The following is a 21356-nucleotide window of genomic DNA, read 5'->3' as shown; positions in this document are numbered from 1 at the left end:
CTGAAGAAGCGGCGACCGCCCGCGTCAATCCCGTACGACACCGACCCCGAACCGCCCGGTAAATCGCTTGCCGGGCGGCTCGGGGTTTGCTGTACTCCCCGACGTCGGCCGACCGGGCCGACCGTCCAGCAGTCGAGGAGCCGTCATGCGCCGAGCGTCGATGTCCATCCAGCGGAAGGGAATTCCAGCCTATTCAAGGGACATGACGCTCAGTGAGTACGCGTACGCTCAACCTCGGCATCCTGGCGCACGTAGACGCCGGTAAGACCAGCCTGACCGAGCGGCTGCTGCACGCCGCCGGAGTCATCGCCGAGATCGGCCGCGTCGACGAGGGGAACACCCAGACCGATTCACTGGCCCTCGAACGCCAACGCGGCATCACCATCAAATCCGCCGTTGTGTCGTTCGCCGTCGACGACATCACCGTCAATCTGATCGACACCCCCGGCCACCCGGATTTCATCGCCGAGGTGGAGAGAGTGCTGAGCGTGCTCGACGGCGCCGTGCTGGTCGTGTCGGCCGTCGAAGGCGTCCAGGCGCAGACGCGCGTCCTGATGCGGACGCTGCGCCGGCTGCACATTCCCACGCTGGTCTTCGTGAACAAGATCGACCGGGCCGGGGCCCGCCCCGACGGTCTGCTGCGCGACCTGGCCCAGAAGCTGACGCCCGCGATCGTCCCGATGGGATCGGTACGCCGACCCGGCACGCGCGAGGCCGACTTCACCCCGTACGACGGGACGGACCCCGCCTTCGCCGCGACCGGACCCGTGGCCGAGCGGCTGGCCGAGAACGACGACGCCTTCCTGGCCGCGTACGTCGAGGACCCGGCCCGTCTCACGTACGACACGCTCCGCCGTGAACTGGCCGCACAGACCGGGCGCGCGCTCCTCCACCCGGTGTACTTCGGCTCCGCCGTGTCCGGCGCGGGCGTCGACACGCTCACCGGCGCGATCAGGGAGCTGCTGCCCGCCACGGCGGGCGACGAGCGCGGCCCGCTCTCGGGCACCGTCTTCAAGGTCGAGCGCGGCGCGGCGGGCGAGAAGATCGCGTACGTACGGATGTTCTCCGGCACGCTGCGGGTACGCGACCGGCTGCCGGCCGGCGACGGCACCGAGGGCAAGGTCACCGCGATCAGTGTCTTCGACGACGGCTCCTCGGTACGGAGCCCGTCCGTCGGCGCGGGCCGGATCGGCAGGCTGTGGGGGCTCGGTGACATCCGGATCGGCGATGTGATCGGCGACCCGGCCACGGCCACCGCCGCCCGGCACCACTTCTCCCCACCGACCCTGGCCACCGTCGTCGTCCCCGGCGAGGGCACCGCCAAGGGCGCGGTGCACGCGGCACTCACCCAACTCGCCGAGCAGGACCCGCTGATCAATCTGCGGCAGGACGAGATCCGGCAGGAGATCTCGGTGTCGCTCTACGGAGAGGTCCAGAAAGAGGTCATCCAGGCGACACTCGCCGACGAGTACGGCGTCGACGTCACCTTCCGTGAGACGACGACGATCTGTATCGAGAGGGTCGCCGGTACGGGGAGTGCCGCCGAGGTCATGGGCAAGGAACCCAACCCCTTCCTCGCGACCGTCGGACTACGGGTGGAGGCGGCGCCGCCCGGCAGCGGCGTGGAATTCCGGCTGGAGGTCGAACTCGGCTCCATGCCGTACGCGTTCATGAAAGCCGTCGAGGACACCGTCCGCGCCACCCTGCGCGAAGGGCTGTACGGCTGGACGGTCCCCGACTGCGCCGTCGTACTGACCCGCGACGGCTACGCGCCGGAGACCACGGCCGCCGACTTCCGCCTGCTGACCCCGCTGGTGCTGATGGCGGCCCTGAAGGACGCGGGCACGATCGTGTGCGAACCGATGCACCACTTCCGCCTGGACGTCCCCGCCGACACCCTCGGCACCGTCCTGCCCGCCCTGGCCCGGCGCCGCGCCGTACCGCACGCGCCGTCGGCGCACGGGGCGTCGTACGTGGTGGAGGGCGAGATCCCGGCGGCCCAGGTGCACGCGCTGGAGCAGCAACTCCCGACGCTCACGAGCGGCGAGGGCGTCCTGGAGGCGTCGTTCGCCCACCACCAGCCCGTCCAGGGCACCCCGCCGACCCGCCCGCGCACGGACCACGACCCGCTCCACCGCAAGGAGTACCTGCTGAGCGTGGTGCGCCGGGTGTCGACGGGGGCGCGGTGAGACGGGCTCGGGCGGCCGGGAATGAGGGGCGCGGCGGCGGGGTTGCGCCTGATAGCGGAGGCAGGCTCCGTACTGGTCCTGGCTGGAGAGAGGCAGACACATGCGCGTGGAGATCTGGAGCGACATCGCCTGTCCCTGGTGCTACATAGGGAAGGCCCGGTTCGAGAAGGGGCTGGAGTCCTTCGCGCACCGGGACGACGTCGAGGTGGTGCACCGGTCGTTCGAGCTCGACCCCGGGCACGCCAAGGACGAGGTCGGCTCGGTGGTCGAGATGCTCGCCACCAAGTACGGGCGCTCCCGGCAGGAAGCGCTCGCCATGGAGGAGCAGGTCGCCTCGCAGGCGCACTCCGAAGGGCTCGGCTACCGCGTCGGCGACCGGGACCACGGCAGCACCTTCGACATCCACCGGCTGCTGCATCTGGCCAAGGCGCGCGGCCGGCAGGACGCGTTGCTGAACGTCCTCTACCGGGCGAACTTCGCCGAGGAGCGCTCGGTGTACGACACCGAGACGCTGGTCGATCTCGCGGTGGAGGCGGGCCTCGACGAGGCCGAGGCGCGCGTGCTCCTCGCCGACCCGGACGCGTTCGCCGACGACGTCCGGACCGACGAGCGCGAGGCGGCCGAGCTGGGCGCGACCGGTGTGCCCTTCTTCGTCCTCGACCGGCGCTACGGCGTCTCCGGCGGCCAGCCCGCCGAGGTCTTCACCCAGGCGCTGGAGCAGGCCTGGCAGGGGCGCGCGATCACGCCGGTGGGCGACGACGCGGCGGTCGTCTGCGACGCGGACGGGGCCTGCGACATTCCGGGGGCCCACACCCACTCGTCCCACACGCACGCATAAGGAATCCTTGGGTGTTCCCCCGGAACATACGCGATTGACGAGGGGGAACACCGGTCCCAAGGTGAAGCCATGGACACTTTGGGTGGCGCCGAGTTCGTGCCGGAGACGACGTATCTGAACACATCGAGCAGTGGCCTGCTGCCGCGCCGGGCCGTCGAAGCGGTGCGGGCGCTGGCGCTGAGCAGTGCGACCGGACAGCCGGACGGGACGGGCGACTTCGACGTGGTCGAGGGCGCCCGCGCCTCGTTCGCACGGCTCGTGCGCGTGCCGCCGGCGCGGGTCGCCGTCGGTACGGCCGTGGCGATCCACGTCGGACTGATCGCGGCCTCCCTGCCCCCGGGCAGTGAAGTCCTGCTGCCCGAAGGGGACTTCAGCTCGCTCGTCACTCCCTTCGCCGTACGCGGTGATCTCAGGCCCCGGTACGTGCCGCTGGAGAAGCTGGCCGACGAGGTGCGTCCGGAGACGGCGCTGGTGGCGTTCTCCGCGGTCCAGTCGAGCGACGGCCGCACCGCCGATCTCACCGGGGTACGGGCCGCGGCGGCGGCGCACGGCGCCCGTACGCTGCTCGACGCCACCCAGGCGGCGGGCTGGCTGCCGATCGACGCGGGGGACTACGACTACACGGTCACCGGCGCCTACAAGTTCCTCGTCTGCCCGCGCGGCACCTCGTTCCTCACCGTCGGCGAACAGGCCCAGGAGTCCCTGGTGCCGATCCTCGCGGGCTGGGTCGCGGGCGAGGACATCTGGGCGAGCACCTACGGCCCCGTCGAGGAACTGGCCCACTCCGCCCGGCGGTTCGACCAGCCGGTGCCCTTCCTCGCCTACCACGGAGCCGAGCGTTCCCTGCCGCTCCTGGAGGAGATCGGCGTCGACACGATCCACGCCCACAACACCGCGCTCGCCGCCCGCTTCCGGGCGGGGCTGCGGGAGATCGGGCACGAGCCGGCCGGCACGGGGCACGCGGACGAGTCGGCGGTCGTCGCCGTCGCGGGGCTCGGCGACCGGCAGGAGACGCTCGCGCGGGCGGGGGTCGCCGTCTCGGTGCGCGCGGGCAATCTGCGCGCCGCCTTCCATCTGTACAACTCCACGGCGGACGTGGACCGCGCGCTCGACGTCCTGGCGGGCTGAACCTCTCAAGTAGGCGGGGCCGGTCGCCATGACCGGCCCCGCCTCCTTACGTACGACGCGTCCTCAGCGGACCGGCGTGAAGTCCCTGGAGCCGATGAACGACGGCCGCGGGGCGGGGGCCGCGAACGGGTCGACCGCCGCGTTCTCCACGCTGTTGAACACGATGAAGACGTTGCTGCGCGGGAACGGGGTGATGTTGTCACCCGAGCCGTGCATGCAGTTGCAGTCGAACCACGTCGCCGCGCCGGCCTTGCCGGTGAACAGCTTGATGCCGTGCTGCTCGGCGAAGCCGGTCAGGGCCTCGTCGGACGGCGTACCGGCGTCCTGCATCTTCAGCGACTGCTTGTAGTTGTCCTTCGGCGTCTCGCCCGCGCAGCCCAGGAAGGTCTTGTGCGACCCGGGCATGATCATCAGGCCGCCGTTGGTGTCGTAGTTCTCGGTCAGCGCGATCGACACGGAGATGGTCCGCATGTTCGGCAGACCGTCCTCCGCGTGCCACGTCTCGAAGTCCGAGTGCCAGTAGAAGCCCGAGGCGCCGAAGCCCGGCTTCACGTTGATACGCGACTGGTGGACGTACACGTCCGAGCCGAGGATCTGCCGCGCCCGCCCCACCACACGCTCGTCACGGACCAGACCGGCGAAGACCTCGCTGATCTTGTGGACCTCGAACACCGACCGTACGTCCTGCGACTTGGGCTCGATGATCGAGCGCTCGTCCGCCCGGATCGCCGGGTCGGTGATCAGCCGGTCCAGCTCGGCGCGGTAGATCGACACCTCGTCGGGGCTGATCAGCTGGTCGACGGTGAGGAACCCGTCCCGCTCCAGACCCTGGAGGTCGGCCGCGTCGACCGGGCCCGGCGTGCCGGGCGGCGACCAGACGACGGGGTCCTGGCGCGGGGTGGTCACCTCACCCACGCCACGGGTGGGGTACAGATCGGTGCGTGCAGGGGCGGTGGTGGTCATGGGATTCAGCCCTCCTCGGTCAGCAGCGGGTATACGCCGTTCTCGTCATGGTCCTCCCGCCCTGTCACCGGCGGGTTGAAGACGCAGACACATCGGAAGTCGGTTTTCGGCCGGAGCGTGTGCTTCTCGTGGCCGTTGAGCAGATACATGGTGCCGGGGGCGATCCAGTGGGTCTCGCCGGTGTCGTCGTTGGTGAGTTCGGCCTCGCCCTCCACGCACAGCACGGCCTCGATGTGGTTCGCGTACCACATCGATGTCTCGGTGCCCGCGTAGAGGATGGTCTCGTGCAGGGAGAAGCCGACCTTCTCCTTGGCGAGCACGATGCGCTTGCTCTCCCAGGTGCCCGACGCGGATTTCACATGGCGGTCGGTGTTCTCGATGTCCTGGAACGATCGGACGATCACGGTGACTCGGACCCTTCTGTGCGGTGGTGCTGCGTTCCTGCGGTGGTACGGGGTGATGCGGTGGTGCCTGTACGGGTGCCCCCCGGGGGCCGGGTCAGACGTGGGTCCGGCCCGGCCCCCGAGGGGGACCTGAGGGATCAGGCGGTCTCGCGTACGGCGCGGGCCAGGGTGCGCAGGCCCTCGTCCAGTTCCTCGGGCGTGACGGTCAGCGCGGGCAGCAGCTTCACGACCTCGCTCTCCGGGCCGGAGGTCTCCAGCAGGAGCCCCAGCTCGAAGGCGCGACGGCAGATCGCGGTCGCACGCGGCTTGTCCTGGAACTCCATGCCCCAGACCAGACCGCGGCCCCGGAAGCTGACGCTGTCCGGCTCGCACTCGTCGACGATGGCCAGCAGCGCGCGCTCGACCTGCTCGCCGCGCGCCAGGGTCTGCTTCTCCATCTGGCCGTCGGCCCAGTAGGTGTTCAGCGCGGCGGCGGCCGTCACGAAGGCCGGGTTGTTGCCGCGGAACGTGCCGTTGTGCTCGCCGGGCTCCCAGATGTCCAGCTCCGGCTTGAAGAGCGTCAGCGCCATCGGCAGGCCGTAACCGCTGATCGACTTCGACAGCGTGACGATGTCCGGGGTGATGCCGGCCTCCTCGAAGGAGAAGAACCCGCCGGTGCGCCCGCAGCCCATCTGGATGTCGTCGACGATGAGCAGCATGTCCTGGCGCTCGCACAGCTCGGCGAGCGCGCGCAGCCACTCGGCGCGGGCGACGTTGATGCCGCCCTCGCCCTGCACCGTCTCGACGATGACGGCCGCGGGCTTGTTGAGACCGGAGCCCTGGTCGCCGAGCAGCCGCTCGAACCACAGGAAGTCCGGGACCTGCCCGTCGAAGTAGTTGTCGAACGGCATCGGGGTGCCGTGCACCAGCGGGATGCCGGCTCCGGCCCGCTTGAACGCGTTGCCGGTGACGGCGAGCGAGCCCAGCGACATGCCGTGGAAGGCGTTCGTGAAGGAGACGATCGCCTCGCGGTTCTTCACCTTGCGGGCCAGCTTGAGGGCCGACTCGACGGCGTTGGTGCCCGTGGGGCCGGGGAACATCACCTTGTACGGCAGGTCACGGGGGCGCAGCACCACGCTCTGGAACGACTCCAGGAACGCGCGTTTCGCGGTGGTCGCCATGTCCAGGCCGTGGGTGATGCCGTCGCGCTCGATGTAGTCGATCAGGGCGCGTTTCAGTACGGGGTTGTTGTGCCCGTAGTTGAGTGATCCCGCGCCGGCGAAGAAGTCGAGGTAGCTGTGGCCGTCCTCGTCGGTGAGCCGGCTCCCCTGCGCGCGGTCGAACACGGCCGGCCAGCCGCGGCAGTAGCTGCGCACCTCGGATTCAAGGGTCTCGAAGACACTCAGGACAGGCGGGGTGATGGTCATGACGTCTCCTGAAGGGTGTGGGAGAAGAGGAGTGAGGATCGGGGTGGGGGGTGGCGCCGCTCAGGTCGTGAGCGGGCCGATCCGGTACAGCACCTCGGGCTGGTGGCCTTCGTCCGGGAAGAGGTCTCCGTCGAAGAGCACTTCGCGCTCCAGGGTCGCGCCATGACGCTCGGAGTAGGCGTGGAACATACGGTCCGACGCGGTGTTGTCGGGGGTGACGGTCGTCTCGACGGCGGTGACCCCCTGTTCCTCGGTGACCCGCCGGGTGAGTGCGTCCAGGAGGGTCCCGGCGAGACCCTTGCCCCGGTGGGCACGGTCGACGGCCACCTGCCAGACGACCAGGGCCTCGGGCCGCTCGGGCCTGATGTACCCCGTGACGAAGCCGATGGGGGCTCCGTCGCTGTCGGGGGTCCCGTCGGCGCCGGACGAGGTGTCGCGGGCCACGACGGAGGTCGCGGCGAAGTCACGACACCACAGCAGATAGCTGTACGAGGAGTTCAGGTCCAGCACCCCGGAATCACGGGCGATGCGCCAGATCGCGGCTCCGTCCGCCACTCGTGGGGCGTCGATCCTGATGGATCGCGTGAATTCGCTTCGGACACCTGCAAGGTCTGCTTGGGCGGCAGTCATGTCTATTGAATTTACCGAGCTAATTCTGAAATCGCATCGTCGGCAGGGGTTGGGCAGCGACCTGATCTGTGTTATCACGCGGGCGCGGGCGCCGTGTGAGCGAGTGGTGCTCTGTGGCGGTTTGTCCGGTAGATTTGGGGCAAGGCGGGCGTGCTTGTGTACTCGGTCACATATGCGTAACGCTCTCGACCCGTGCCAGAATTACGCGGTAGCCGTTGTTGAAACCTTGGTGTTTAGGATCAGAAAAAGCGGGCAGACGAATACGGGAAGCTGTGCGTGATGCAATACATTCCCGTGTTCTCGAATTAACGCCTGCTTTGTATTCAAGATGCGTTCTCGGGGAAAGCGTCGGATACTGCCGCGTCGGCAGCCGCGAGATTCACATCGGCACCCGACGCGGCGAGCGCGGCGCCCAGTGCGGCGACCGAGGACCGCACCGCCTCGGCGGTGGCGTCGGAGCCGTAGTGGTTGACCCGGATCATCTCCTTGGCCAGTGCCCCGCCCCCGGCGATCAGCGGCAGCGAGGGATGGGCCGCCAGGACCCGTGCCACCAGTGCGCCGGCGTCCACCCCGGCGGGGGTGCGCAGCGTCGTCGCCACCGGCGCGGCGTCCCGCTCGGAGTACACGTACGGCTCAATCCCGCCGCCCAGCGCGAGGGCGCCCGCGCGGGTGGCCGAGGCCGCCGAGGCGTGTGCCGCCATTCGGGTGGCGAGCCCCTCCTTCTCGATGCGCTCCAGGCACGCGTCCAGGGCCAGCATCTCCAGCTGGGCGGGGGCGTGCGGCAGCGCCTTGCGGCCGGTGTCGATCCAGCGCTCCTTCCAGTCGAGGAGCGAGAGGTACGAGCGGCGCGGCGCCCCCGGGTTCGCGGCCAGCCGCTCCCACGCGCGGGCGCTCACCGACACGGCGGAGACACCGGCGGGCCCGCCCATGGCCTTCTGCGCGCCGATCACGCACAGGTCCACGCCCCAGGCGTCGGGCAGCAGCGGCTCGGCCGCCACGGACGCGACGGCGTCCAGCATGAACAGGGCCCCGTGGGCGCGGACCGCCTCACCGATCTCGGCCACCGGGTTGGTGTTGCCGGTGGCCGCCTCCGCGTGGACCAGCGACACGAAGTCGATCTCCGGGTGCTCCGCCAGCGCCCGCTCGACCTGCTCGGCGGTGGCCGCCGCGTGGAAGGGCACCTTCAGGTCCACGACCGTCGCGCCGCAGTCGCGCAGCCAGTCGCCGAAGGTCTGGCCGTACGGCCCCGTCACGACGTTCAGCGCGGTCGAACCGGCGCGGGCGCCGCCCCGGACGCAGCCCTCCAGAGGAAGCAGCGCCTCGCCCTGCGTGATCACCACGTCCTGCTCGGTGTCGAGCAGGGCGGCGACGCGTCGCTCGACGGCGGCGAAGTGGGCGGCGGTCAGGGGGGCGAGGTCCAGCAGCGGGTGGGTCACGGGAGGTGCTCTCTTCGGTAGGCCGGTGGTTCGGTCGGGCTGGTGTCGTGCGTGTGTTGTACGTGGGACTGTCGTGCGCCTTGCTGTTGTCGTACGCCGGGCTGTCGTACGGGGGTGTGCGCGGCGCTCGAACGGTGTTCGGACACGCCCTCGTCGAGGGTACTCAGCGCCTCGTAAAGTTCGGCCCATGAGCGATCACGCGGTGCTGCATGTGAAGGGGCGGGTGCTCGTCGGCCCTGACGAGGTCAGGGACGAGTTGTGGGTCGTGGACGGGCGGACGAGTTACGAGCGTCCCTCCGGCGCGCGTGACGTCCGCACCGTCGCCGGCTGGGCCGTGCCCGGCCTCGTCGACGCCCACTGCCACGTCGGTCTGGACACCCACGGGCCGGTCGACGAGGCGACGAGCGAGAAGCAGGCGCTCGTGGACCGGGAGGCGGGCACCCTGCTGCTGCGCGACGCGGGTTCGCCGTCCGACACCCGCTGGATCGACGGCCGCGCCGATCTGCCGAAGATCATCAGGGCGGGCCGGCACATCGCGCGGACCCGCCGCTACATCCGTAACTTCGCCCACGAGATCGAGCCCGGCGACCTCGTCGCCTTCGTCGCCCAGGAGGCCCGGCGCGGCGACGGCTGGGTCAAGCTCGTCGGCGACTGGATCGACCGCGAGGCGGGGGATCTGACCGCGTGCTGGCCGCGCGGCGAGGTCGAGGCGGCGATCGCCGAGGCGCACCGGCTCGGCGCCCGCGTCACGGCGCACTGCTTCGCCGACGTCGCGCTGCGCGATCTGGTCGAGGCGGGGATCGACTGCGTCGAGCACGCGACGGGGCTCACCGACGAACTCATCCCGCTCTTCGCCGAGCGCGGCGTCGCCATTGTCCCGACGCTGGTCAACATCGCCACCTTCCCGGCCCTCGCCGCCGGCGGCGAGACCAAGTACCCGCGCTGGTCGGCCCATATGCGACGGCTGCACGAGCGCCGTTACGACACGGTGCGCGACGCGTACGACGCGGGGATCCCGGTCTTCGTCGGCACCGACGCGGGCGGCTCCCTGGCGCACGGTCTGGTGGCCGACGAGGTCGCGGAGTTGGTGAAAGCCGGTATTCCGCCGCTGGAGGCCCTGTCGGCGACCACATGGCATGCGAGGGCCTGGCTGGGCCGTCCGGGGCTTGAGGAGGGCGCCCCGGCCGATCTGGTGGTGTTCGACGAGGACCCGAGGGCGGATGTGCGGGTGCTGGCGGAGCCGCGGCGGATCGTGCTGAACGGGCGGGTCGTGGGCTGACATCGGACGGTTCGGCTCGCCGGGTTGACGGTTCCGCGGGTGTCGGCGCACGCCGTACGCCTGCCGGAACGGGCCGATGCGCGACCTCACGCCCCCCGTGCGGGTGGCCGGAAGGAACGCCCGTACCCGCAGATTCGAACGCCGACACGGAAACCTCACTTTGGAGTGAACTCACCGCAGGTGTCCGCCAGTTCACTCTCGGTGCGTAAGGATTCCGGTGTCTCGGTCGCCTCCGCCGCCCACGTGTCCCCGTGCCGGCCGGTGGGCGACGTCGCAACTCTGTGGGGGTTCCACCATCTTGAACAGCAATGTCTTCCGCATGCCCGCACGCCGCTCCGCCGCACTGGCCGCCGCGGTGGCGCTGGTCGCGGGGCCCGCCGTGCTCGCCGCCCCGGCGCAGGCCACCGGCGGCACCGGCGGCACCGGAGTGACCACCGGAAAGGGCAAGGCGGGCGCGGTCGTTCTGCGTACCGGCCTCGACGTGTCCCTGCTCAACAAGTCGGTCAACGTGCCGCTGCGGGCGGCGCTCAACGAGGTCCAGGCTCCGGCCGACGCCGACAAGACCGCGCTGACCGTCGAACTCGACGGGGTCGACCAGGGCAGGCCGTTCACCGTGCTGCGCGCCGACGTCGCCACCGCGCGGGCCACCGTCGACGAGCACAAGGCCGAGGGGTACGCCAACATCGCCCATGCCAAGGTGCATGTCCCCGGGCTGCCGTTGCTCTCACTCATCGAGGTCCAGGAGGTCACCTCCAAGGCGGTCTGCGCGGCGGGGAGGAAGCCCGTCGCCGAATCGAATCTGCTGGGCACCGTCACCGTCCTCGGTAAGAAGGTCACGCTCTCGGCGGCCGGGCCGACCCGCGTCGAGGTCCCGGGCGTCGGCGAGGTGACGCTCGACCTGTCGAAGACGCGGACCACGTCCCGTACGGCCGCCGCGACCGCGCTCGAACTGAAGGTCGCGGTGAACCCGCTCAAGCTGAACGTCGCCGACGTCCAGGGCACCCTCACACTCGCCGAGGCGACCTGCGAGGCGCCCGACGAACCGGTGAAGCAGACCGAGCCGGAGCCGGAGAAGGAGGGCGTCGAGCCGCAGACCGTGACGCCCGAGACCGAGAACCTCGCGGAGACGGGCGGCAGTTCCATGACGCCGTACCTGGCAGGCGGTGCCGTGCTGCTGCTCGCGGTGGGCGGCGGCGCGCTGGTGCTGGTGCGGGCGCGCGACAGGAGCTGACGGCGCGGAGCCGGAGCCCCGTTGCTCCCGAGCGCCGGGCGGGCCGGATGTCCGCCCGGCGCACGGCAGCGAACCGGTCACCGGGCAGAGGCGCGCCGCCCGCCCCTCAGGCGCGGACCGCCGACAGGGCCTCGTCCAGCGCCCGGAGGAAGCGGTTCGTCGTCGCCCGGTCCCGGACCGCGAGCCGTAGCCACCGAGTGCCGAGCCCCGGGAACGTGTCACCGCGCCGCGCCGCGAAGCCCAACGCGCGCAGGCGTTCGCGTACGGCGTCGGCCTCCGCCATCCGTACGAGGACGAAGGGGCCCGCCGCCGGCTCCACGGCGTGGACACCCTCGAACCGGGCCAGTCCGGCCAGCAGATGGGCCCGCTCCGCCGCCGTACGCAGCGCGGCCGAGCCGGCCTCCGCGAGCGCGGCGGGCGTCATGCACGCCTCGGCGGCGGCCAGTGCCGGCGTCGAGACCGCCCAGAGCGGCTGGGCGGCGGCGAGAGCCCTGACGGTCGCCGGATCCGCCAGCACATAACCGATCCGCAGACCGGCGAGCCCCCACGTCTTGGTCAGGCTGCGCAGCACCACCAGTCCCGGCACGTCGCGGCGCCCCGCCAGTGCCTCCGGCTCCCCGGGCACCGCGTCCATGAACGCCTCGTCCACCACCAGCGTCCGCCCCGGACGCGCCAGTCGGACGAGATCGGCGGCCGGGTGCAGGACCGACGTCGGGTTGGTCGGATTGCCGATCACCACCAGATCCGCGTCCTCGGGAACGGCGGCCACGGCCGCCGGACCCAGCCGGAAACCGTCACCGGGATCGAGCAGCACGCGCCGTACCGGGCGCCCGGCATCCAGCAGCGCCGCCTCCGGCTCCGTGAACTGCGGATGGACCACGACCGGTCGGCGCGCCTCAAGGGCGCGGGCGAGCAGGACGAACGCCTCCGCGACACCCGCCGTCAGCAGGACGCGCTCCACCGGCAGCCCGTGCCGCGCGGCGACGGCGGCCCGCGCCGCGCGCCCGTCCGGATAGGCCGCGAGACCGGTGAGCGACGCGGCGATCCGCTCCCGCAGCCAGTCCGGCGGCGTGCCGGGGCGGACGTTGACCGCGAGGTCGGTCAGGTCCGCGCCGTCGTCCCGTACCTCGGCGTCGCCGTGGTGCCGCAGGTCGTGGGCGTCAGCGCGCGTGCGCATGACTGCCGTGGCCGTGCCCGTGGTGATGCCCGTGCCCGCCGTGGTCATGACCGTCGTCGTCCGGGTGGAAGTGCGGCTGCTGCGGCGCCCCCACCTTGTCCTCGAAGCCGGGCAGCGCGACGCGGTAGACACAGGAGTCGCAGTTCATCCGCAGATCGCCCCGGACCGCCTCGTGGTAGCGCTCCATGACCAGATCCAGCAACTCCTCGGTGGGCCCCACCACATCGGCCGACGCCACCTCGGTCTCCGGATGCGCCGCCGCCCACTCGTCCGTCTGGCGCACCACGCGCTCCGGCAGGATCCCGGTGAAAAGGAAGTACGGCAGCACCACGATCCGGCGCGCCCCGAGCCGTACACAGCGGTCGAGACCGCTCGGCACGTCCGGCGCGGCCAGTGACACGAAGGCCGTCTCCACCCCCGCGTAACCGCGCCCCTCCCAAAGAAGCCGCGCCGCCTTCAGCACCTCCGCGTTGGCGTCGGGGTCGGTCGAGCCACGCCCCACGAGCAGCACGGTCACCTCCGACCGGTCGACGTCGCCCGTCAGCTTCGCCATCGCCTCGTCCAGGCGCCGTTCGAGGACACCGAGCAGGGCGGGGTGCGGGCCGAGCGGACGGCCGTAGGTGTACGAGACGCCCGGGTGGCGCTCCTTCTCGCGCTTCAGGGCGGCCGGTATGTCGCCCTTGGCGTGCCCGGCGGACACCAGCATCAGCGGGACGGCGGCGAAGCGTGTGACGCCCCGCTCGACGAGTTCGGTCACGGCGTCGCCGAGGGGCGGCGCCGACAGCTCGATGAAGCCGCCTGCGACGGGCAGTTCGGGGTGGAGCCTGCCCAACTCCCGTACGAACTCGCGGAAGGCTTCGGCGCCCCCGTTGTCCCTGGTGCCGTGGCCGGCGATGAGCAGTGCGGGGCGAGGGGTGGTCACGCGTTCTCCTTGGGAGGGGTGTGCGGGTGGTACAGCAGGGCGTTCAGCGCGGCGGCGGCCACGGCGGAGCCGCCCTTCTCCGAGATGTTGGACACGGCGGGAAGGCCGCTCTCGCGCAGCGCGGCCTTGGACTCGACGGCGCCGACGAAGCCGACCGGGAGCCCGATCACCAGCGCCGGGGCGGCGTCCAGGAGCAGCAACTCCTCCAGTGCGGTGGGCGCGCAGCCGACGACCCAGACCGCGCCGGGTCCCACCTGCTCGTACGCCAGGCGCACCGCGTGCGCGGAACGGGTCAGCCCCGGCCCCGACACGGCCTCCTTGAGACGGCACACCGCGGTGCGGCGGGTGATCCCGGCGGCGACCATCTCCACGTCGGCGACGACCGGCGCCCCCGCGTGCAGCGCGCCGTGCGCGGCGGCCAGTGTCGGTTCGTCGCAGACCAGATCGGTCAGATACGCCGGATCGGCCGCCGAGTGGATGACGCGCTCCACGACCGCGCGGGTCAGCGGCGCGAGGTACGAGGTGTCGACGCGGGCGCGCAGCCTGCGGAACGACTCCTCCTCGATGGGATGGACGACACGGTCCTCGCGGTTCACCGGGCTCCCTCCGACTGCCACCGGTAGCCCCGTGGCGTCACCATGCGGCCCGCGATCTCACGCGTGGCCGTGTTGCCCACCGTCACCACCGTCATCATGTCCACCGTCGCCGGGTCGAGCCGGGCGAGTGTGGTGAGGTGGCTGGTGCCGTCGGGGCGGGACGCGTTGCGTACGACTCCGACGGGGGTCGTCGCCGTACGGTGCTCCGCCAACAGGGCCAGCGCCTTGGGCAGTTGCCAGTCCCGGCTGCGACTGCGCGGGTTGTAGAAGGTCACCACGATGTCCGCCTCGGCCGCCGCGCGGACGCGGCGCTCGATGACCTCCCACGGCGTGTGCAGGTCGGACAGGCTGATCGAGACATGGTCGTGCCCGAGGGGCGCGCCGAGGATCGCGGCGGCGGCGAGCGCGGCCGTCACACCCGGTACACCGACCACCTCGATGTCGTCGGCCGCCTCGGCGAGCGCGGGCGAAGCCATCGCGTACACGCCCGCGTCGCCGCTGCCGATGAGCGCCACGGCGTGGCCGGCCTGGGCCTCGGCCACCGCAGTGCGGGCGCGTTCCTCCTCGCGCCCGAGCCCCGACTCGATCACGCGCGTGCCGGGCCGCAGCAGGTCCCTGATCTGGTCGACGTACTGGTCGAGCCCGACGAGCACCGACGCCCGCCGCAACTCGGCCGTGGCACGCGGCGTCACCAGATCCCGCGCCCCGGGCCCGAGCCCGACGACGGCGAGCCGCCCGCGCGGGGCCCGGCGCACGACGGCGCAGGTGGCCATCGCGGGGCGCCCCTCGGGGCCGGACTTCCGCTTCGGCACGAGGAGTTCACCACCGGGACCGGCGGCGGTGAGCGCGGCGGCCTCGGCGACGGACGGGGTGCCGACGGCCGCGAGCGGGGCGTCCGACGGGTTGGGCACGTCGACCGCGGCGAGCACGCCGGCCGCGTACGTCCGGACGGGCACCCCGAGCCTGCCGGCGGCCCCGACGATGCCGGGCTCGTCCGCCTTGGCGTCGACGGTCGCCAACTCCACGACGCTGAGCGCCGAGAGCCCGGCGTCACGCAGGGCGTCCAGTACGAGCCCGTACACCTCGTCGACACCGACGCCCCGGCTGGCGCCGACACCGACGACGAGGGACGGCGGACGCAGAACGACGTCGGTGGGCCCGAGGGGGACGGTGCGGTCGGTGACGAGGACGGTGGGGGTGGGTCGCGTGTCGTCGGCGGTCGGTGTTGACGGCGACGTGGCGGTGGTCTCGGCCGGGCCTTCCGGCGGTTCCTGGTTCTCGGCCGGGCCGGTCGGGGCGTGGCCGTGGGGCGGCGCGGTGGCATCGTGCGGCGCGTCGCACGGGCGCGGTGCCAACTCCGCCGTCACGTTCGGCGGCAGCGGCGGCAGTGGCCAGACCGCGTCCGCCCGCAGTGTCACCGGCGCGCCGTCGAGAATCGCGCGTGTCACCCGGGGCAGCGCGCCCTCCGCCGGCAGGCCCAGCGTGTCGAGACCGGGGATGCCCGTAGCGTCCGTCGCCGTCGTGATCACCGGGGTCGCGGACAGCGTCGAACCGACCTCCGCCGCCAAGGCGTTGGCGCCGCCGCCGTGGCCGCCGAGCAGCGACACCGCGTACCGGCCGGCCTCGTCCACACACACCACGCCCGGGTCCGTCGCCTTGTCGGCCAGCAGCGGGGCCAGCAGCCGTACCGTCGCCCCCGTGGCCAGGAAGCACACCAACTGGTCGCACTCGGCGAACGCGCGCTCCATCGCCTCCGGTACCGGTCCTTCGTAGACGCGCGTACGGTCCGGCCAGGCCCTGGCCAGGCGGTCGCGGGCCGAGGCGCCCGCCGCCGTCGCGGAGATCAGGCCGATCACTGGGTCGCTCCTCGCAGAGGGTGGGAATCCGCGGGGCGGTCGCCCCACAGCAGGAAGACGGGGTTCGTGCCCGCGAGCCGGGTCACGTCGCCGGGCAGCGGGGCGAGCCGGGAGGAGTGCAGCAGTACGCCGCCGGTGCTGAACCCGGCCTCGGAGAGCGCCTGGCGCACCGCCGGGACCCGGTCCAGCGCGGCCACCGACACCACCACCGTTCTCATCGTCCGGCGCGCGCACGCCGCGACGACGGCGGGCAGCTCACGGCCCCCGCCGCCGACGAACACGGCGTCCGGGTCGGGCAGTCGGGTCAGTGCCGCGGGCGCGGACCCGTGCACTGTCTGGACGTCCACGCCGTGCGCCAGCGCGTTGGCGCGGACGCGCTCGACACCGTCGGGCGACTTCTCCACGGCGATCGCCGCCGCGCCGAACCGCGCGCACTCCACGGCCACCGACCCCGAGCCCGCGCCGACGTCCCACACCAGATCGCCCGTCCTCGGCCCGAGCCGCGCCAGCGCCAGCGCTCGCACCTCGAACTTGGTGATCATCGAGTCGCGGTGCGCGAACTCCTCCTCGCCCAGCGCCCAGCGCGCGGGCCCCGGCGCGTGGCCGGCCAGCGTGCGCGGCACGGGGGCGTGCGCCCGCGCCCGTACGTCGTCCAGGCACAGCACCACGCTCAGCGGCTCCGGCCAGTCGCGGGCAGCCGCGTCGGCGGGGGACAACTGCTCGACCCGCTCGGAGTCCGGGTCGCCCAGCGCGGACGCGACGACGAGCGTGCGCGGCAGCCCGGTGTCCGCGAGCGCGGCACCCAACTCGGCCGGACCCGCACCGGGGCCGGTCAGTACCGCCACCTTGGGGTGCGCGCGGCAGACGTTGACCGCCGTACGGAGGTCACGTCCATGGGCGCTGACCACGACCGCGTCGTCCCACGGCAGACCGACCCGGGCGAACGCCACCGCGACGGACGGCGCGGCCGGCCGTACGTCCAGGGCCCCCGGCCCGAAGCGCCCGGCCAGCGCCCGTACGATCCCGAACAGCCCCGGATCGCCCGAGGCCAGCACCACGACACGGCCCGCGCTCCCGTCGGCGCGATGCCGCGCGATCACGTCCAGCGCCGGTGCCAGCGGCCCGAGCACCACCCGTGAGACCCGCTCGGGCAAGGCGGCCCCCGACGCGGCCTCCTGAAGATGCCGACGACCGCCGACGACCAGCGTCGCCTCGGCCACGGCCCGCAGGGAGTCGGCGGACAGCGGCGTCCCCGTCCCCGTACCGATGACCGTGATCACCGCGCGGCACCCCGCGTCCGCTCCTCGCGCAGAGACTCCCGCAGCGCCTTGCGGGCGGCCGGATCGGCCCGCCGGAAGCCGTGGAAGTGCCCCGGGTGGTAGAGGTGCGAGCGCGTCCCCGACGCGGCCAGCGCGGGCCCCACCAGGAACAGCGTGTGCTTCCAGAGCTTGTGCTCCTTGACGGTCTCCTCCAGCGTGCCGAGGGTGCACCGCACGACAAGCTCCTCCGGCCAGGTCACCTGGTGGGCGACGACGACGGGCGTCGACGTCGGATAGCCGCCCTCCAGCAGTTCCTGGGTGAGCTGCCCCGACCGCGCGGCCGACAGGAACACGGCCATCGTCGTACCGTGCCGGGCGAACTCCCGTACCTCCTCACCCGGCGGCATCGGCGTCTTGCCGCCGCCCAGCCGGGTCAGGATCACGGACTGCGCGACCTCGGGAATCGTCAACTCCCGCCCCGCGACGGCGGCGACGGCGGAGAACGACGAGACCCCCGGCACGATCTCCACCTCCAGGCCGAGCGCGTCGCAGCGGTCGACCTGCTCCTGCGTACCGCCCCACAGGGCCGGGTCGCCGGAGTGGATCCGGGCGACCTTCAGGCCCTCGCGCGCCGCCCGTTCGTACACGGCGACGACGTCCTCCAAAGAGAGCGCGGCCGAGTCCAGGATCTCGGCGCCCACGCGCGCGTGGTCGAGCACCTCGGCCTGCACCAGGCTGGCCGCCCAGATGACGACGTCGGCGGCGCCGATGGCGCGCGCGGCACGGAAGGTCAGCAGGTCGGCGGCGCCGGGGCCCGCGCCCACGAAGGTCACCTTGCCGGCGGTGGGGCCGGTCATGGCGGTGGTGTCGGTCATGAGCGGCGGTCCTCGCGGGTCAACGGGGCGGGGGAGCGGAAGGGGTGAACATGAATGTGCGGACCAGGGGTCCGATCGGCTAGCAAGGGCGCATGGCGGTGTTCGTCGCGCTCGGCGCGTTCCTCATGACGCTCTTCGGCGGCTGGACGGCGCAGCGCGTCACCGACCGCCGCCATCTGGTACTCGGCCTGGCCGGCGGGCTGATGCTCGGCGTGGTCGGCCTTGAGCTGCTGCCCGAGGCCATGGAGGCGGCCGGCGAGGACTTCCTCGGCGTCCACCGGGCGCTGCTGCTGTTCGTCGGCGGATTCCTCTTCGCGCACGTCGTGGAGCGGCTGCTGGCCGTACGCAGGGCCGCACACGGCGCGGCGGACGCCGACGACCCGCACCACCACGGCCGGGACGCCGGACGGCCCGAACGGGCGCCCGAGGTGGGCCTGACGGCCGCGGCGGCGATGGTTCTGCACAGCCTGATGGACGGCATCGCGCTCGGCGCCGCGTTCCAGGTCGGCGGCGGCATGGGCGCGACCGTCGCGCTGGCCGTCATCACCCACGACTTCGCCGACGGGTTCAACACGTACACGCTCACCAGCCTCTACGGGAACGACCGCCGCAGAGCCTTCGCGATGCTCCTCGCCGACGCGGTCGCGCCCGTCGTCGGCGCCGCGTCCACGCTGCTGTTCACCCTTCCGGAGGAACTTCTCGGCAGCTATCTCGGGTTCTTCGGCGGCGCGCTGCTGTATCTGGCCGCCGCCGAGATCCTTCCCGAGGCGCACCACGAGCACCCGGCGCTGTCGACACTGCTGTGCACCGTCGGCGGCGTGGGCTTCATCTGGCTGGTGGTGGCGCTGGCCGGCTGACCCGGGCCGGACCGCCGGGCGGACGCTCACAGCTTGCCCCCGCGCCCGCCGTCGCGCCGAGCGGGTGCGATGAGTGTCGAGAGATACGGCAACGTCCCCTGGTCCAGTTCGGACGCGGGCCGGATCGACTCCTCCGGCAGCCCGAGCGCCGAGCCCCACACCGCACCCTCCGTACGGCCTGTCTCGCGCAGCGCCGTCGCGACCTCGCCCGCCAGCCGCCCGAACTTGTACGCCACGACGGTGCCCGGACCGTTCAGCGCGTCCTTCAGTACGGAGGCGCCCGCCGTCACCGGCACCAGCGTCAACGGCTCGGTACCCTCGGCCAGTACGGCGCCACCGCGCGCGGCGAGATCCTGCATGGCGGTGATGCCGGGCACGGTCTCCACGACCGTCCCGGGCACCAACTCGCCGATCGTCTGCGCGAGATAGGTGAACGTCGAGTAGACGTTGGGGTCGCCGATCGTCGCGAACGCCACGCTGCCGCCAGGGTGCGCGCGCAGCAGCTCGGCGACCCGCTCGCCCGCCGCGTCCCAGGCGGCCTCACGGCGGGCCCGGTCGCCGCGCTCGTTGAGCGCGAAGACGATGCGTACGACCTTCTCGGCCCCGACGTAGTGCAGCACGGTCGCCTCGGCCCGGCCGGGCTCGCCGCCGTCCGTGCCGTCGGCCGCCGCCATGACGGGCACGACGACCACATCGGCCTCCCGCAGGCACCGCACACCCTTCACCGTCACCAGCTCCGGGTCACCGGGCCCCACACCGATCCCGACGAGTCTGCCGCTCATGCCGTGCACCTTTCGACGAATCTCCGTGCCATACCGGGCGCCGCCGCCCAGTGCGTGTGCAGATAGCTGGCGTGCACGCCCTGTTGTACGAAGCCCTCCACCCGGCGCTCGGGCCGCACCAGCCCCCAGGCGGGCTCCGCACCGGCCCCCGGCTCCAGCACCGTCCGGTGGAACTCGTGCCCCCGCAGCCGGGTACCGGCCGCCGCGAGGACGCTGTCGCCGACGGCGACGGCTTCCCGGTAGCCGAGCGTCAGCCGCTCCGACATCCGCGCGTCGGCGTCGAGCACGCCGCACATGGGCGCACCGTCGAGCGACCGCGCGAGATAGAGCAGCCCGGCGCACTCGGCGGCCACGGGGGCGCCGGAGTACGCCAGTTCGGCGACGGCCTTGCGGAGCGGCTCGTTGGCGCCCAACTCGGCGGCGTACACCTCGGGGAAACCGCCCCCGACGACCACCCCGCGGGTCCCGGGCGGCAGTTGCTCGTCCCGGAGAGGATCGAAGACGACGACATCGGCGCCGGCGGCGCGCAGCAGCTCGGAGTGCTCGGCGTAGGAGAAGGTGAAGGCGGCCCCACCGGCGACAGCCACTCTCGGCCCCGCCGAGGTTCGAGGCGCGGGACCGGGCATCTCCAGCCCCTCCGGCGTTTGAGGAGCGGAGCCCCGAATCTCAGCCCGCCCGGCGTTTGAGGGCACGGCCGAAGGCCGTACGGGGCCCGGGGCGGAGCCCCGGTTTCGGGAAGGGGCGGGTAGGGGAACAGCCCCGCAGGCGCCACCCCCCACCTCCCGCACCGCGTCCCACACCCCCACCTCCAGAGCAGGCGCACTGCGCGCCAACGCCAGCAACCCCTCCACGTCACACCCCACCCGCACCCGCTCCGCCAACCCCCGCACCACCGCGACCGCGTCCCCCCGCCGCTCCGCCACCGGCACCAGCCCCAGATGCCGCGACGGCGTCTCGATCTCCGCGGCACGCCGCAGCGCACCCAGCACCGGCACCCCCGACTCGTCCAGCGCCGCACGCAGCAGCGCCTCGTGCCGGTCCGAGCCGACCTTGTTGAGGATCACCCCGCCGATCCGCACCTCCGGGTCCCACGACGCGAAGCCGTGCACCAGGGCCGCCACCGACCGGGACTGCGACGACGCGTCCACGACGAGCACCACCGGCGCCCGCAGGAGCTTCGCCACCTGCGCGGTGGACGCGAGTTCGCCCTGCCCGGCGGCGCCGTCGTACAGCCCCATCACGCCCTCGACCACGGCGATGTCGCAGCCCGCCGCTCCGTGCGCGAAGAGCGGGCCGATCAGCTCCGTACCGCACAGGTACGCGTCGAGATTGCGGCCGGGCCGCCCCGTCGCGAGCGCGTGGTAGCCCGCGTCGATGTAGTCGGGCCCGACCTTGTGCGGGGAGACGTCGAGGCCGCGCGCGGCGAGGAGCGCCATCAGGCCGGTGGCGACGGTGGTCTTGCCGCTGCCGGAGGCCGGCGCGGCGACGACCAGACGCGGCACCGTCACGCGCGAAATGGGGGAAATCG

General features: G+C 72.5%; 19 protein-coding genes. 6 read left to right on the top strand and 13 right to left on the bottom strand.

Going from position 1 to position 21356, the window contains the following annotated elements; all coding sequences use genetic code 11:
• Positions 1–212: 212 nt before the first annotated feature.
• The 3 genes from ACFYNU_RS13090 to ACFYNU_RS13080 all read left to right on the top strand — a co-directional run bounded on the left by ACFYNU_RS13090 (position 213) and on the right by ACFYNU_RS13080 (position 4155).
• Positions 213–2189, top strand: a complete 1977-nt coding sequence (locus ACFYNU_RS13090) for a translation factor GTPase family protein (RefSeq protein ID WP_356586060.1) — start codon at positions 213–215, stop codon at positions 2187–2189.
• Between the two features lie 100 nt (positions 2190–2289).
• Positions 2290–3027 (top strand): DsbA family oxidoreductase, encoded by a 738-nt coding sequence (locus ACFYNU_RS13085; protein WP_356586062.1) that lies wholly within the window; start codon positions 2290–2292, stop codon positions 3025–3027.
• 69 nt (positions 3028–3096) lie between these two features.
• Positions 3097–4155, top strand: a complete 1059-nt coding sequence (locus ACFYNU_RS13080; RefSeq protein ID WP_356586064.1) for an aminotransferase class V-fold PLP-dependent enzyme — start codon at positions 3097–3099, stop codon at positions 4153–4155.
• Between the two features lie 63 nt (positions 4156–4218).
• On the opposite strand, the gene thpD is transcribed toward ACFYNU_RS13080, so the two are convergent.
• From thpD to ACFYNU_RS13055, 5 genes are all read right to left on the bottom strand, one after another.
• Entirely contained in the window at positions 4219–5118 is a 900-nt protein-coding gene (gene thpD / locus ACFYNU_RS13075) for an ectoine hydroxylase (protein ID WP_356586066.1), read from the bottom strand.
• A gap of 5 nt (positions 5119–5123) precedes the next feature.
• Positions 5124–5522: an ectoine synthase gene (locus tag ACFYNU_RS13070; RefSeq protein ID WP_356586068.1), complete on the bottom strand. Its 399-nt coding sequence runs from the start codon at positions 5520–5522 to the stop codon at positions 5124–5126.
• Positions 5523–5659: 137 nt separating this feature from the next.
• Positions 5660–6928 (bottom strand): diaminobutyrate--2-oxoglutarate transaminase, encoded by a 1269-nt coding sequence (gene ectB / locus ACFYNU_RS13065; protein ID WP_356586070.1) that lies wholly within the window; start codon positions 6926–6928, stop codon positions 5660–5662.
• 60 nt (positions 6929–6988) lie between these two features.
• The gene (ectA, locus tag ACFYNU_RS13060; protein WP_356586072.1) at positions 6989–7558 is read right to left on the bottom strand and encodes a diaminobutyrate acetyltransferase; all 570 of its coding nucleotides are present in this window, start codon (positions 7556–7558) and stop codon (positions 6989–6991) included.
• Between the two features lie 323 nt (positions 7559–7881).
• Entirely contained in the window at positions 7882–8994 is a 1113-nt protein-coding gene (locus tag ACFYNU_RS13055) for an aminotransferase class V-fold PLP-dependent enzyme (RefSeq protein ID WP_356586074.1), read from the bottom strand.
• A gap of 187 nt (positions 8995–9181) precedes the next feature.
• Here ACFYNU_RS13055 and ACFYNU_RS13050 point away from each other — a divergent pair, with 187 nt between their 5' ends.
• Positions 9182–10273, top strand: a complete 1092-nt coding sequence (locus ACFYNU_RS13050) for an amidohydrolase family protein (RefSeq protein ID WP_356586076.1) — start codon at positions 9182–9184, stop codon at positions 10271–10273.
• A 319-nt stretch (positions 10274–10592) separates the two neighbouring features.
• The gene (locus ACFYNU_RS13045) at positions 10593–11504 is read left to right on the top strand and encodes an SCO1860 family LAETG-anchored protein (RefSeq protein ID WP_356586078.1); all 912 of its coding nucleotides are present in this window, start codon (positions 10593–10595) and stop codon (positions 11502–11504) included.
• 106 nt (positions 11505–11610) lie between these two features.
• On the opposite strand, the gene cobC is transcribed toward ACFYNU_RS13045, so the two are convergent.
• From cobC to cobM, 6 genes are read right to left on the bottom strand one after another with little or no spacing between them, the layout of a single operon-like run.
• Complete coding sequence (cobC, locus tag ACFYNU_RS13040) at positions 11611–12729, bottom strand: Rv2231c family pyridoxal phosphate-dependent protein CobC (RefSeq protein ID WP_388766084.1); 1119 nt, start codon at positions 12727–12729, stop codon at positions 11611–11613.
• Entirely contained in the window at positions 12665–13603 is a 939-nt protein-coding gene (locus ACFYNU_RS13035; protein ID WP_356586082.1) for a sirohydrochlorin chelatase, read from the bottom strand. Before ACFYNU_RS13035 ends, cobC begins: the two co-directional genes overlap by 65 nt.
• Positions 13600–14199 carry a precorrin-8X methylmutase gene (locus ACFYNU_RS13030; protein ID WP_356586084.1) on the bottom strand — a complete coding sequence of 200 codons (600 nt, stop codon included), beginning with the start codon at positions 14197–14199 and terminating at the stop codon, positions 13600–13602. Before ACFYNU_RS13030 ends, ACFYNU_RS13035 begins: the two co-directional genes overlap by 4 nt.
• Positions 14196–16055, bottom strand: coding sequence for a precorrin-3B C(17)-methyltransferase (gene cobJ, locus ACFYNU_RS13025; protein ID WP_356586086.1), 1860 nt, complete (start codon positions 16053–16055; stop codon positions 14196–14198). The genes ACFYNU_RS13030 and cobJ overlap by 4 nt, the downstream gene beginning before the upstream one ends.
• Positions 16052–17335 (bottom strand): precorrin-6y C5,15-methyltransferase (decarboxylating) subunit CbiE, encoded by a 1284-nt coding sequence (cbiE, locus tag ACFYNU_RS13020; protein WP_356586088.1) that lies wholly within the window; start codon positions 17333–17335, stop codon positions 16052–16054. The genes cobJ and cbiE overlap by 4 nt, the downstream gene beginning before the upstream one ends.
• Positions 17332–18171, bottom strand: a complete 840-nt coding sequence (gene cobM, locus ACFYNU_RS13015; protein ID WP_388766166.1) for a precorrin-4 C(11)-methyltransferase — start codon at positions 18169–18171, stop codon at positions 17332–17334. Before cobM ends, cbiE begins: the two co-directional genes overlap by 4 nt.
• A gap of 110 nt (positions 18172–18281) precedes the next feature.
• On the opposite strand from cobM, the gene ACFYNU_RS13010 reads away from it, so the two are divergent.
• The gene (locus ACFYNU_RS13010) at positions 18282–19046 is read left to right on the top strand and encodes a ZIP family metal transporter (protein WP_356586092.1); all 765 of its coding nucleotides are present in this window, start codon (positions 18282–18284) and stop codon (positions 19044–19046) included.
• A gap of 26 nt (positions 19047–19072) precedes the next feature.
• Here ACFYNU_RS13010 and cobI read toward each other — a convergent pair whose 3' ends face one another.
• Positions 19073–19828, bottom strand: a complete 756-nt coding sequence (gene cobI / locus ACFYNU_RS13005) for a precorrin-2 C(20)-methyltransferase (RefSeq protein WP_356586094.1) — start codon at positions 19826–19828, stop codon at positions 19073–19075.
• Positions 19825–21345: a cobyrinate a,c-diamide synthase gene (locus ACFYNU_RS13000; protein ID WP_388766163.1), complete on the bottom strand. Its 1521-nt coding sequence runs from the start codon at positions 21343–21345 to the stop codon at positions 19825–19827. The genes cobI and ACFYNU_RS13000 overlap by 4 nt, the downstream gene beginning before the upstream one ends.
• Positions 21346–21356: the final 11 nt, after the last annotated feature.

The organism is Streptomyces sp. NPDC006643, from assembly GCF_042870175.1.
Classification (GTDB): domain Bacteria; phylum Actinomycetota; class Actinomycetes; order Streptomycetales; family Streptomycetaceae; genus Streptomyces.
Note: the sequence above shows the minus strand (reverse complement) of the source record. Positions and strands in the feature narration are given on the sequence as shown.